This window comes from Sphingobium sp. L-44 (genome assembly GCF_056859495.1).
On sequence record NZ_JBSXOQ010000103.1, the window covers coordinates 1 to 12,744 of the forward strand.

The window sequence follows — 12,744 nt, forward strand, 5'->3', positions numbered from 1 at the left end:
TCGACCGTTGGAAGTCCTGCCTCCTGTTCCTTGATCATCCCGATGATCTGCGCCTCGGTGAAACGGCTCTTCCTCATGCGTCTGCTCCTTCTCGTGGGCAGACTCTACATCAGAATGAGGGACCTTTCGGGGGGCAGGTCAACGTTTTTTCAGTTAACTTATTGAAATTATCTATATTATGCAGAGAGGCGCCCTTTTTTTTGGCTGTTCAGTCCCTCAGCAGTGATGTGACTTCCTCCTTGTCACCCAGAATCACCCCAATGCGCTGATGAAGTTTTGATGGCAGGACTTCCATCAGTCGCTGTTCGCCGTCGATGGCTGCGCCGCCTGCCTGCTCTACCAGAAAGGCCATCGGATTTGCCTCGTACATCAGGCGTAGTCTGGCCGTACCATCCGGGCGGGCATCTTTAGGGTAAAGGAAGATACCCCCTCTTTTCAGGATGCGGTGTACATCGGCCACCATCGAGGCCGTCCAGCGCATGTTATAGTCCTTGCCCAAAGGCCCTTCCGCCCCCTGAATTCGTTCGTCGACATAGCGTATGATTTGCGGCGACCATTGGCGGCGACGCGCCATGTTTATGGCAAATTCGCGATTGCCCTGGGGCATCTGCATGGGGCCGTCGGTCATCCGCCATGAGCCGATTTCACGATCGAGAGTGAATTCATAGACACCAGATCCAATTGTCAGAACCAGCAGCGTTTGTGGTCCATATATGGCATAGCCGGCTGCGACCTGATGTATGCCGGGTTGCAGAAAGTCCTGCTCTGTTACCTCGCGCCCTGAAGCATTTTCGGGTGCCTTGAGTACGGAGAAGATCGTTCCGACGCTCAGGTCGACATCAATGTTGCTTGAGCCGTCGATCGGATCGAACAGCAGCAGATATTCGCCTTTGGGATAGCGGTTGGGAATAGGGTAGAGGGTCTCCATCTCCTCGGAAGCCATGGCTGCCAGATGGCCACCCCATTCATTGGCATCGAGCAATAGCTCGTTGGCAATGACATCGAGCTTTTTCTGAACCTCTCCCTGAACATTCTCGCTGCCCAGGCTACCAAGAACTTCACCCAGTGCGCCCTTGGATACCGCGTGACTGATCGTCTTGCAGGCGCGTGCGACCGTTTCGATGAGCAGGCGCAATTCTCCTGGCAAAGCCTGGGCCTGGCGTTGCTGCTCGATCAGGAAACGGCTGAGGGAGATGGCTTGCATGGAAGGCCTTTGCATTGAGGGGGAGGGGGCTTAATCAGCTATTCGTGCAGCGACGTCTGCGCCGTGGGCATATCGCGCTGCTTCACGGATGTCGTCGGCGCCGGGGCTCACGCCCGTGTAAAGAATAAATTGCTCCACCGCTTGCAGGACGATGACCTCTCCGCCGGAAATCACGCTCTTTCGAGCAGCTCTGGCTGCGCGGACGAAAGGGGTGTCGACCGGTTGGGCAACGACGTCGAAAGCGGTGCTGCAGGCCGCGATCTGCTCTGCGCGGAACGCCAAGGCGTCTCGGTCCTTGCCCTCCATACCCAATGGCGTGACATTGATCAGCAGTGGTGCGCTATCCGATGGTAGATCAGCCTGCCAGCAAAAGCCATATTGGTCTGCGATCGCCTGCCCGGCCATTTCGTTGCGCGCGATGATCGTGCCGTTGGCGAAGCCAGCATCTCTAAGCGCGGCCGCGACGGCTTTCGCCATTCCACCACTTCCTCGGAGTAGAAATGGTACCGGTTTTTCGATGCGCTTCTCGAGAAGCTGGCGAACCGCAACATAATCAGTGTTGTAGCCAGTCAGCCGGCCATCATCATTGACGATGGTGTTGACGCTGTCGATTGCACGGGCTGAGCTTTCAAGGTCATCGATCAGAGGAATGACCGCTTCCTTGAACGGCATGGAAATGGCGCATCCGCGCACATTCAACGCGCGGATGCCGCCGATCGCAGCTGCCAGATCCTGTGTACTGAAACTTTTATAGACATAGTCCAGCCCCAGAATCTCATAGAGGCAATTGTGGAAGCGGGATCCGGCGTTACCAGGGCGACCTGACAGCGACATGCACAATCTGGTGTCCCTGCCGATTGGCGGTTTCATATCCTCATACCCCATTCTGGTTTGCTGATTTTTCACGACGGATCGTAGATCCGCGGATGATGAGACGCCCGCTCAGAACCACCTTACGAGCGGCGGCGTTCGGATGGTCGAGACGGTCGAGCAGCATGGCCATGGCGGTGCGCCCGATCTCCTCCACGGGTTGTTCGATAACGCTCAGTCCATCAGCTGCAAATTCCGTCCAGGTGTCATTGTCGAACCCAGCCAATGCGAAGTCGCCGGGAACGCTCAGGCCCAGCGCATGTGCGGCTCGCAATACCGACATCAGCATCAGGCCATTGCTCGCAATGATCGCTTCGGGCCGATCAGGCGTTTGCAGGAGAGCGCTGACCAGCCTCTCCGCTTCACCCTCTCCATGCGGCACAGACAGGGATCGCGTAGGGATGCCGATCATTTGGGCTGCCTGCTCAAAGCCGGCGCGTCGTTCGGCACCCGTGGTGCTGGCTGCGCCGAACAGGCCGGTAATCGATCTGAATCCCTGCGCATGCAAATGGGCAACCAGTGTGCGAGCCATCGCATCATTGTCGAGCACGACGCAGTCTGTGGTCGTCGCTGCTACGCGATCGATCAGGATGATGGGATGCTCTGCCTTTGTCTGCGATGCCTTCTTGGCGCCTTGCCGAGTGGGTGCCAGGATCACCCCTGTCACCCGTTCCTCCTGCATCAACTGGAGATACATCGCCTCTTTGGCGGGATCTTCATCCGTATTGCACAATATAACCCGCAGGCCGCGTTCATAGGCGATATCCTCGACCGTGCGAGACACTGCCGTGAAAAAGGGGTTGCGGATATCTGCAACGATGAGGCCGATCGTGTTGCTGTGACGCGAACGGAGCCGACGGGCCGCGAGGTTGGGCCGGTAGCCTGTTGTCCTGACCGCTGCGAGCACCCTGTCGCGCATGGCTGGATCAACCGCACGCCCCGAAAGTACCCGGGAGACGGTGGCAGGCGATACTTCGGCCACTCGCGCTACGTCCTTGATTCCGACCGTCATGGGAAAATCGTTTTCCTCACCCTCTCTCAATTCTGCACGAGATATGGCCGATCGCAGGGGGTAAATGCAAGTGTATTGACAGAATCATGAGAAAACGTTTTCTTGAAAGGAAGAGAGAGGATGCTGAAGAGTCATGATTGCCGCCCCCCTAAGTGCGCTTCGCCATGAAGACCTGATCCGCATCGACGCGCAGGCGTCCGACAAGGAGGCCGCCATCCTCCAGGCCGGCCAGATATTGGTCGCCGCTGGCTGCGTTTCGGCCGGCTATGAACAGAGCATGGTCCGGCGGGAGGCGGTGGCAAACACCTATCTGGGGGCGGGCGTCGCCATTCCCCATGGCCTGGGTGAGGACAAAGGGCTGGTGCGCCACGACGGGATCGTGGTCCTGCAACTGCGCGAAGGGATTGAGTGGAATCCTGGGCAGCGCGCCCATCTCATTGTCGGTATCGCCGCCAGTTCCGACAGTCATATCGCGATCCTGCGCCGCCTCACCCGCCTGATTCAGGATGAGGCGCGTCTCGCGGCCCTTCTCGCCACCGACGATCCGGCGGCTATTGCCGCTGCCCTCCATGAAGACGCCAACCCCAGCGAGGCCCGTCCCGCTGCCGAGGATCTGGCCGAGCGGATCGAATGGACGGTCGACTATCCTGCTGGTCTGCATGCCCGGCCCGCCTCAGCCTGGGCGGAAGCAGCCAAGAGCCTGGCTACGCCCATACGCATCCGACATGACGAAGACATGGCCGATCCGCGCAGTATCGTCTCGCTGCTGCAACTGGGGCTGAAGGCAGGCGAACGCGCTACCATTTCGGCGAGCGACAGGAACACGCTTGACCAGTTCATGCGCACCGTCACGAGCCTCACGGTTCGTGAGAAGGCCGATGCCGCCCGTGCCGCCGAAAAGGCGAAGGCGCCGGTGCGCGGCTGGAAACCGGCCGGCAATCCCGCGATGATCGCCGGGGTCGCCGCCAGCCCCGGCCTCGCCATCGGTCCCGTCCACATCTTGGCCTCGGCGGAACTGGACGTGCCCGACCAGCCGGTCGATCTGGTCGCGGGCGGCGCGCTGCTGAACGATGCGCTGGTGCGCACCCGGGCGCAGATGAAGGCGCTGGTCGATGACACCACCCGCCGTCTGGGGGCGGAGGATGCCGCGATCTTTGCGGCGCAGGCCGGGCTGCTGGACGATACTGACCTCATCACGCTTACCTGTCAGTTGATGGTGGAGGGCCATGGCGTCGCCTGGTCCTGGCATCAGGCGATCGATCGCATGGCAGGACAGCTTTCGGCACTGGGTAATCCGGTGTTGGCTGCACGCGCTGCCGATTTGCACGATGTCGGCCGGCGCGTGCTAGCCCAGATTGATCCCGCGCTCAGCGCAGGGACATTGGCCGACCTGCCAGACCAGCCCTGCGTGCTGGTGGCGACCGATCTGTCGCCATCGGATACGGCGACGCTCGATACGCGCCGCGTGGCGGGTATCGCCACCGCATTGGGTGGGCCGACGTCGCACAGCGCGATCCTGGCACGTACGCTCGGCCTGCCGTCAGTCGTGGCAGGCGGGGCCGATCTGCTGACGCAGGCGGCCGGCACGACCGCCATCGTCGATGGCGACAGCGGTCGTATCTGGCTCGATCCCTCGGCGCAGGACATTGCCTCCGCCCGCGCCTGGATCGAGGAGATCGCGGCGCGACGCGCCGCCGAAGAGGCGGAGCGGGCTCTGCCGGCACGGACCAGCGACGGTCATGATCTGGCGATCGGCGCCAATGTGAACCGCCCGGATCAGGTGGCCTTCGCCATGGCACAGGGCGGCGAGGGGGTCGGGCTGATGCGCACCGAATTCCTGTTCCTCGAACGCGGCGACAGCCCGAGCGAGGAGGAACAATGCGCCATTTATCGCGGGATGATCGACGCGCTGGGTGATCGGCCGCTGATCGTCCGTGCGCTGGACATTGGCGGCGACAAACAGGTGCCGCATCTCGACCTGCCGAAGGAGGAGAATCCCTTCCTGGGGGTGCGTGGCGCTCGCCTGTTGCTGCGTCGGCCCGACCTGCTGGAACCGCAACTCCGCGCCCTGTATCGCGCGGCGAAGCTGGGCGGCGATCTGTCGATCATGTTCCCGATGATCACATCCGCAGCCGAACTGGTGATCCTGCGGGAACGTTGTGAAGCGATCCGGGCGGAACTGGCTGCACCGGCCGTTCCCATCGGCATCATGATCGAAGTCCCCGCCGCCGCCGTTCAGGCCCATGCGCTGGCGGAGCATGCGGATTTTTTCTCGATCGGAACCAATGACCTGACGCAATATGCACTCGCCATCGACCGTCAGAATCCGGAACTGGCGAGCGAAGCCGACAGCCTGCACCCGGCCGTTCTGCGCCTGATCGCCATGACCGTGGAGGGCGCGCGCAGGCATGACCGCTGGGTCGGCGTGTGCGGCGGCATTGCCGGCGATCCGTTCGGCGCGGCGTTGCTGGCGGGCCTCGGGGTCCATGAATTGTCCATGACCCCGCGCGACATTCCTGCCGTAAAGGCACGGCTCCGCGCCAGCAGCCTTGGCGATCTTCAGGGGCTCGCCGCTCGTGCGCTCGACGCGACAAGCGCCGCCGATGTGCGCGCGCTGGATGGGGAGGGGGCATGATGGCCGTCTTCACCGTCACGCTCAATCCGGCAATCGACCAGACGGTCATGCTCGACCGTCTCGTTCCCGGGGAGGTGCATCGCGCGCGCTCCGTGCGGCAGGATGCCGGCGGCAAGGGGATCAACGCGGCCAGTTGCCTGGCCGACTGGGATGTGCCCGTCACCGTCATGGGCCTGTTGGGCGGCGCCAATGCGGCGCCCTTCGATGCGCTTTTTGCCGAAAAGTCGATCATCGACCGCTGCCAGCGCCATGGCGGTAGCACGCGCGTCAATCTGAAGCTGGTCGATGTCCATGGCACGACCGACATCAACATGGATGGCGCACCGGCAACCGGAGCGCGTATCGATGCCGTCATTGCGGCGCTGGATGAACAGGTTGGCGTCGGCGATCTCGTCATCCTCTCGGGCAGCCTGCCGCCCGGCTGCCCGGTCGATATCTATGCCTCCCTTACCGCCATGCTGCGGGCGCGGGGGGCTCTTGTCCTGCTCGACAGCAGCGGCCCGGCGTTGCGCCATGCGCTCGCGGGCCCCGTTCTGCCGACCATCCTGAAACCCAATCTGCATGAACTGGCCGAATGGCATGATGGTCCGGTCGATGCGCCGCATCAGATCGTCGACGTCGCGCGCGGGTTGCTGGATCGGGGCGTCGACCTGATCGCCGTGTCGATGGGCGCGCAGGGCGCACTGTTTCTGACCGGCTCGGAAATGCTGCGCGCGCGCCTGACCGCGCACAGCGTGGAAAGCACGGTCGGTGCAGGCGATGCCATGGTTGCCGGTCTGGCCGCCGCCCTGATCGAAGGCGCGGGGCTGGATCGTATCGCGCGTCTGTCCACCGCCTTTGCCGTCGGCAAGCTGGGCCGTGCCGGACCGCATCTGCCGACAAGGGACGAGATCGAAGCCCTGGCGGCCAGCGTTGAGACGGATATTCTGATGGGAGAGACGCAATGAGCAGGATTTTCGCGGTGGTGGATGCCGGCGAAGCCGGTGTCGCCGGCGTCCTGGCCGGCGAAGCGCTGCGCAAGGCCGCAAAGGCCAGTGGCCAGGCCATCGAAATCGAATTGCGGACCGCACAGGGGATCGTCAATCCCTTGCCGGGCGACGCGGACGGCGATCTGCTGCTGATCGCACCGGAAGGCGCCGACGCCCCGTCGGAAAACCGCCCGCATCGCCGCCTGACGCTGGAGGCGGTTCTGGCCGATCCCGTCGCCGCGCTGCACGGGGGCAAGGTAGCGGGCGTGTCGAGCGCCGTGCCGCGCATCGTCGCCATCACCTCCTGCCCGACCGGCATCGCCCATACCTTCATGGCGGCCGAGGGGCTGGCCGAAGGCGCGCGCCAGCTTGGCTATGCCATTCGGGTCGAGACGCAGGGGTCGGTCGGCGCGGGCAACGCGCTGACGGCCGAGGAAATCGCTGCCGCCGACATCGTGCTGATCGCCGCCGATCGAGAGGTCGATCGCAGCCGCTTTGCCGGCAAGCGCGTCTTCGCCGGCAATACCAAGCCCGCCATCACCGGTGGCGCGAAGCTGATCGAGCGGGCGCTGGCGGAAGCGACCATACAAGGTGGCGAGGGGAGCGCATCGCAACCGGCCGAATCTGCCGCCGCGACATCGGGCGCGAAGCGCGCCGGCCCATATAAGCATCTGATGACCGGCGTGTCCTTCATGCTGCCCTTCGTGGTGGCGGGTGGCCTGCTGATCGCGCTCGCCTTCGCGCTGGGCGGTATTCACGCCAATGATGCGGCAGCGAAGGGCACGTTGGCCTATGCCCTGTTCGAAATCGGCGCCAAGGGCGGCTTCGTGCTGATGGTGCCGGCGCTGGCGGGCTATATCGCCTATTCGGTTGCGGACCGCCCCGGCATTGCACCGGGCATGATCGGCGGCATGCTGGCCGCCAATCTGGGCGCGGGCTTCCTCGGCGGCATCGTCGCCGGCTTCATCGCGGGCTATGGCGTCGACTGGCTCAATCGCCTGATTCAGCTGCCCAAGAACTTGCAAGGATTGAAGCCGGTCCTCATCCTGCCGCTGCTCGGCACGCTGCTGACCGGTCTGCTGATGCTCTATGCCGTGGGCACGCCGGTTGCCGCTGCGCTGGCTTTCCTGACCGATTGGCTGCGCAGCATGCAGGGGTCGAGTGCGCTGATGCTGGGCTTGATCCTGGGCGCGATGTCGGCATTCGACATGGGCGGGCCGGTCAACAAGGCGGGCTATGCCTTCTCGGTCGGCCTGATCGCCAGTCAGGTCTATACACCGATGGCGGCCACCATGGCAGCTGGCATGACGCCGCCGCTCGCCGTTGCGCTCGCCACTCGACTGTTCCGCAATCGCTTCACGCCTGAAGAGCGCGAAGCCGGCGCGGCCGCCGCGGTCCTCGGCCTGGCATTCATCACCGAAGGGGCAATCCCCTTTGCCGCGCGCGATCCGCTGCGGGTCATTCCGGCGCTGATGGCCGGTTCAGCTGTGACCGGGGCCATCTCCATGGCGATGGGCGTGGAGCTAAAGGTGCCGCATGGCGGACTGTTCGTGCTGCCGATCCCTGGCGCGGTCACCCATGTCGGCGTCTATGCGCTGGCCATTTTCGCCGGCACGCTGGTGAGCGCGCTGCTGGTCGGGCTGGTCAAGCGTCCCATAGCAAAAATCAAGGCCTGACGCCCCGAACGCGTCACGATAATCGGAGAGGCTATTCATGTATTTCAGGAAGATGGGTGCCGCCTGTATGGCCGGCGCCATGGCCTGTACCGCGCCCGTCGCGCTGGCACAGGATCAGGCGGTTGCCGATGTCGATCCGCCATCGGTCCAATCGGACGCGCCGGCCCCATGGCAACCGCTGGCAGCGGAGGGGGTAACATTGTCGCTCAGCTATACCGGCGAGGCGGCGACCAATGTATCGGGCGGGCTTCGCCGCGACGCGACCCATGCCGGGCAGGTCTATGTCGGCGCCGAACTAGATCTTGACCGGATGATCGGCATCGATGGCGCGATGCTGCATTTTGCCGTCACCAATCGCCATGGCAAGAATCTTTCCGCCATGGCGATCGGCAATAATACGTCGGTGCAGGAAATCTATGGCACCCAGAATACCCATCTGGCGATATTGACCTGGCAGCAGAGCTTCCTGGACGGGCGACTGGATATCGAGGCCGGGCGCAGCCAGGCGAACATCCATTTCCTCAACTCGCCGCTCTATTGCCATTTCCAGACCAATTCGGCCTGCGGCAATCCGACCTTCGTCTTCAAGAACAGCAATTTCACCTATTTCCCGGCATCCAGCTGGATGGCCCATGCCAAGCTGCATGTGACGCCACAGGTCATGCTGCATGCCGGCGTTTACGAAGTGAGCCCGGACCGCAAGCGCGCAAGCGACCATGGTTTCAATTTCAGCACGAAGAATGCGACCGGGGTGATCATACCCTGGGAATTAAGCTTTAGCCGGGATGCAGCCGATGATCGGCTGCCGGGCCATTATATTCTGGGCGGCTGGTTTGATCGTGGCGACTATGCCGATCCGCTGCGGGACGACCAGGGTGGCATTGCGATCCTGACCGGGCGAGCGGCGGCGACGCGGAACGGGCGGTCGGGCCTCTATGCCCGCTTCGATCAGCAGCTGACCCGTCCCGATCCGGCCTCGCCGCGGGGGGTGAGCATCTTTGGCGTGGCGATGACCAACCTGTCCGGCCAGGTCGAGGAAAGCCGTTATCTGGGCATGGGGATCGTACAGACCGGTACCTTCGCCGGGCGTGATCAGGACACGATTGGCTTCGCCATCAACGATCAGCGTTTCAGCGACCTGGCGATCCAGCGGATGAACACCGCGCGGGTTGCGGCGGGCGGGCGTGCCGATATTCGTCGCCATCAATATATGATGGAACTGGCCTATGGATTGCAGGTCAACCCGGCAATCCGACTGTCGCCCAACCTGCAATATATCCTGCATCCCGACCAGACCGGGGCGCCCGATCGCACGCGGAACATCCGGAATGCCTTCATCCTGGGATTTAAGTTCACCGTGGATGCGATGCAACTATTGTCTAGCTAATGCCATTATGATTGCATCGATCTGCAATCATCATTTCTCTGATCGTGTGCTCTAGCCGCCAATAGGCTAAATTGGAATTTGATGGGTGCGGCTTTGTAATTCCAAAGATGAGAACATCTGGTTTAGAAGGATTGAGGATTATACTTCCGCCAAGGAGGCGACGGCATCGCTTTTGAGCAAAGAAATCAGGTTCGGTGCGTAGGTAGAGAATAGCGGAAGCAAGCCAGCGCCTATCGCAGGAGCCTTTTCCCCATTCTCGCCAATCTTGAGTTCTGGGCAGAAGAAATCGCGGGGGGCGGTCTTTTGGATAGTATTTTTGACGCGTTCTGACAGATGGCGTAACTGGGTATGTGGTAGTCCGCCCCCGATGACCACGGCATCAAGGTCTAGAAGGCTGTTCGCGCTAATAATCACGAATGCCAGCGCCTCAGCGCAGTGTTTCAACCACGCTTCCCAAGCCGGATCGTGTTCGCCTTCCCCACTGGTTGTCATCTGGTACAGGGAGGCGGCGTGTAGGAGGAAGTCCGTGCTGGTACCTTGAGGAATTGGCATTGAGGCAAGAGCCCCAGCATTGCCGTTTTTACCGCGCTTGATCTCTCCGTTCAGGATAAGGCCACCGCCAACGAAACTCCCGATATGGACATAGAGGAAATTGGTCAGCCCCACGGCTGATCCCGACATCAGTTCGGCAAGGGCGCCTGCATTGCCGTCATTTTCGAAAATGACCGGGCCATCCAGTTCCTTCTGGAAATACTCCTCGAGCCCTGGTGCTGCCCAGGCAGCGGCCTGCTGGGCCGCGATGCCCGCCTCTTCGCGCCATTCGCCGATGAACCAGGGCATGGCGATGCCGAAACCCAGAAAGCCTTCGCGCTGTTCTTCCCTTAGCTGCGGCAAATGTTTTTGCGCAAAGCATTGGATAAGCTCCACGGCACTGGCGGGGCTGGGATAGGATGTAGTCGTGCTTTCGCAGGCGATGATGCGGCCATCAAAATCGAGCATGGTGCAAACCAGCCGATCGCGGCCGATTTCAGCTCCGATGGTGCAGCCACTGCCTCCGTTGATCCGGTAGATGATCGATGGCTGTCCCATGCCTCCTGTGCGCTTTCCGGCCTTTATCAGTCGCCCTTCGTCAGCAAGGCTTTCGACAATTCGGACAGCCGCCTGCGGTGAGAGACCGGTTATCCTGGAAAGGTCGGCCTTCGAGGCACCGTTGAGCCGTCGCACCGTCGCGAGAATGAGGCGCTCATTATACCGTCGCACGCCCACCGCATTGCTGCCACGCTTGTTCACCTGCGACTCCGCTCAATATATCGGCAGCAAGATGATGCGCGATAGGTGTGGTGGTTTGGAACAGCCTTGCTCCAAATGGCAAGGGCGAGTCATGGCAAGAGCTGCTTGACAGACTAAATCACATTGATAGATTTAGTCTGTCAGGTAGCAGATTCGAGTTTGAGACTATGGCAGGGCGGGCAGCATAGTTCCTTGTCATTTGGCTTCGTTCGGACCTGCGGGCGCGCGGCGGCTGAGAACCTCTCCTTTCTTCCACTGCGAGCGCCTGACCAACCCGACAAAGCTCGTCCAAACCGGACGGGAAGTGCCCAGTTTCCAGACTGCACGCTGGAAATGTAAGGGGGGAGGATAGGGGCTTACAGCCCAGATCCTCCCCCATTTTTTTGGGAGGTACGGGCCCCTCTTGCAATCGCAAAGAATGTGATTGACACACTAAATCACATTTGTAGATTTAATGGAGTCGCAAGGGCGGCTGGCAAGCACGAATACGTGCTGCAGGACAGGGAAGAGGATGACCTTGGAGGCTATTCCACATAATTTTTTACGCAGATTGCATGGCGCCTCGACGGTGTCTTGTTTCTGGTCATGTGTGGAGCAGGCGGCGCGCCATGCCCGCAGTCAATTCTTTCCCCTTGAAGCTTCATCCCCGGCCCTGTTGGGGGCGGGACAGCTTGTCGTGCGAGTAAAACATGCAGAATGACAACCTTCTCCTGGGTGCCATCGAAGCGGGGGGTACGAAATTCCTCTGCGGCATCGCCGACCGCAATGGGCGCGTCATCCGGCAGCAACGGATCGCCACTACGCTCCCTGCAGATACGCTGGGTGCGGCCACCGCATTCTTCGAGCAGGCCGAACTCGACCTGGGACGATTGTCCGCTTTTTCGATCGGCAGCTTTGGTCCCCTGTCTCTCAATCCAGTCGCGCAGGACTATGGTTCGATCACATCGACGCCCAAGGCGGGGTGGCAGGATGTCGACCTGCTTGGTCATTTTGCCCGGACGATCGATGCGCCGATGGCGCTCGATACCGATGTCAACTGTGCGGCAGTCGGCGAAAAGCTGTTCGGCAGCGGGCAGGGGCTCGATACCTTCTGTTATGTGACGGTTGGAACCGGCATTGGCGTGGGTCTGCTGATCGATGGTGCGCCTCATGGCGGTGCTAATCATCCCGAGGCGGGGCATATCCGACTGCCGCGTGCTGCGGGCGATGAGCTTTTTGCGGGCATTTGTCCTTTTCATGGCGATTGCCTTGAAGGTCTGGCTTGCGGCCCAGCAATGCGCGCCCGCTGGGGTGTTCCAGCTGAGCAACTTCCCCCAGATCATCCTGGCTGGGAGATTGAAGCGGACTATCTTGGCGCCCTGTGCGCGACATTGACCTACATCGTGCGCCCCGACCGTATCATCATCGGCGGTGGCGTCATGGAGTCTCCCGGCATGTACCAGCGCGTACGGCGCGCTCTGAACGGTAAACTTGCCGGCTATGACGCCAGTATGCGCGCCCTCGAAATGGACGACTATATCGCCGCACCCACGGCGGGCGCATCGGCGGGACTGACCGGCGCGTTCGCGCTCGCCTATCGGACCGCGACACGCCAGTGGCCGATGCACTGGTCTGTCGAACTTCCGTCATCTTCCAATCAATCCTCTCTCTCAGGAGCTGCACTTGCATAGTCCTTCCCTATCGGATCACGCGGCTCACAGGA

The 12,744-nt window shown here is 61.7% G+C and carries 9 protein-coding genes; 5 read left to right on the top strand and 4 right to left on the bottom strand.

What is annotated here, in order from left to right:
* Positions 1 to 208 precede the first annotated feature (208 nt).
* The 3 genes from AC13EK_RS16370 to AC13EK_RS16380 are packed head-to-tail and all read right to left on the bottom strand — an operon-like array spanning position 209 to position 3,086.
* Positions 209 to 1,204, bottom strand: coding sequence for a class 1 fructose-bisphosphatase (locus tag AC13EK_RS16370; RefSeq protein WP_017503365.1), 996 nt, complete (start codon positions 1,202 to 1,204; stop codon positions 209 to 211).
* Positions 1,205 to 1,234: 30 nt separating this feature from the next.
* Positions 1,235 to 2,074 carry a shikimate 5-dehydrogenase gene (locus AC13EK_RS16375; protein ID WP_026109659.1) on the bottom strand — a complete coding sequence of 280 codons (840 nt, stop codon included), beginning with the start codon at positions 2,072 to 2,074 and terminating at the stop codon, positions 1,235 to 1,237.
* A 4-nt stretch (positions 2,075 to 2,078) separates the two neighbouring features.
* Positions 2,079 to 3,086: a LacI family DNA-binding transcriptional regulator gene (locus AC13EK_RS16380; RefSeq protein WP_037522334.1), complete on the bottom strand. Its 1,008-nt coding sequence runs from the start codon at positions 3,084 to 3,086 to the stop codon at positions 2,079 to 2,081.
* Positions 3,087 to 3,219: 133 nt separating this feature from the next.
* On the opposite strand from AC13EK_RS16380, the gene ptsP reads away from it, so the two are divergent.
* The 4 genes from ptsP (at position 3,220) to AC13EK_RS16400 (ending at position 9,752) form a co-directional block, all read left to right on the top strand.
* Positions 3,220 to 5,721, top strand: coding sequence for a phosphoenolpyruvate--protein phosphotransferase (ptsP, locus tag AC13EK_RS16385; protein WP_037522332.1), 2,502 nt, complete (start codon positions 3,220 to 3,222; stop codon positions 5,719 to 5,721).
* The gene (locus AC13EK_RS16390; RefSeq protein ID WP_017503296.1) at positions 5,718 to 6,668 is read left to right on the top strand and encodes a 1-phosphofructokinase family hexose kinase; all 951 of its coding nucleotides are present in this window, start codon (positions 5,718 to 5,720) and stop codon (positions 6,666 to 6,668) included. Before ptsP ends, AC13EK_RS16390 begins: the two co-directional genes overlap by 4 nt.
* Positions 6,665 to 8,365 (top strand): PTS fructose transporter subunit IIC, encoded by a 1,701-nt coding sequence (locus AC13EK_RS16395; protein ID WP_017503297.1) that lies wholly within the window; start codon positions 6,665 to 6,667, stop codon positions 8,363 to 8,365. The genes AC13EK_RS16390 and AC13EK_RS16395 overlap by 4 nt, the downstream gene beginning before the upstream one ends.
* 79 nt (positions 8,366 to 8,444) lie before the next feature.
* Positions 8,445 to 9,752 carry a carbohydrate porin gene (locus AC13EK_RS16400; protein ID WP_483022276.1) on the top strand — a complete coding sequence of 436 codons (1,308 nt, stop codon included), beginning with the start codon at positions 8,445 to 8,447 and terminating at the stop codon, positions 9,750 to 9,752.
* A gap of 138 nt (positions 9,753 to 9,890) precedes the next feature.
* Here the strand turns inward: AC13EK_RS16400 and AC13EK_RS16405 are convergent, their stop codons facing one another.
* Positions 9,891 to 11,042: an ROK family transcriptional regulator gene (locus AC13EK_RS16405; protein ID WP_017503299.1), complete on the bottom strand. Its 1,152-nt coding sequence runs from the start codon at positions 11,040 to 11,042 to the stop codon at positions 9,891 to 9,893.
* 689 nt (positions 11,043 to 11,731) lie between these two features.
* On the opposite strand from AC13EK_RS16405, the gene AC13EK_RS16410 reads away from it, so the two are divergent.
* Positions 11,732 to 12,712, top strand: coding sequence for an ROK family protein (locus AC13EK_RS16410; protein WP_017503300.1), 981 nt, complete (start codon positions 11,732 to 11,734; stop codon positions 12,710 to 12,712).
* The last annotated feature ends 32 nt before the right edge of the window (positions 12,713 to 12,744 follow it).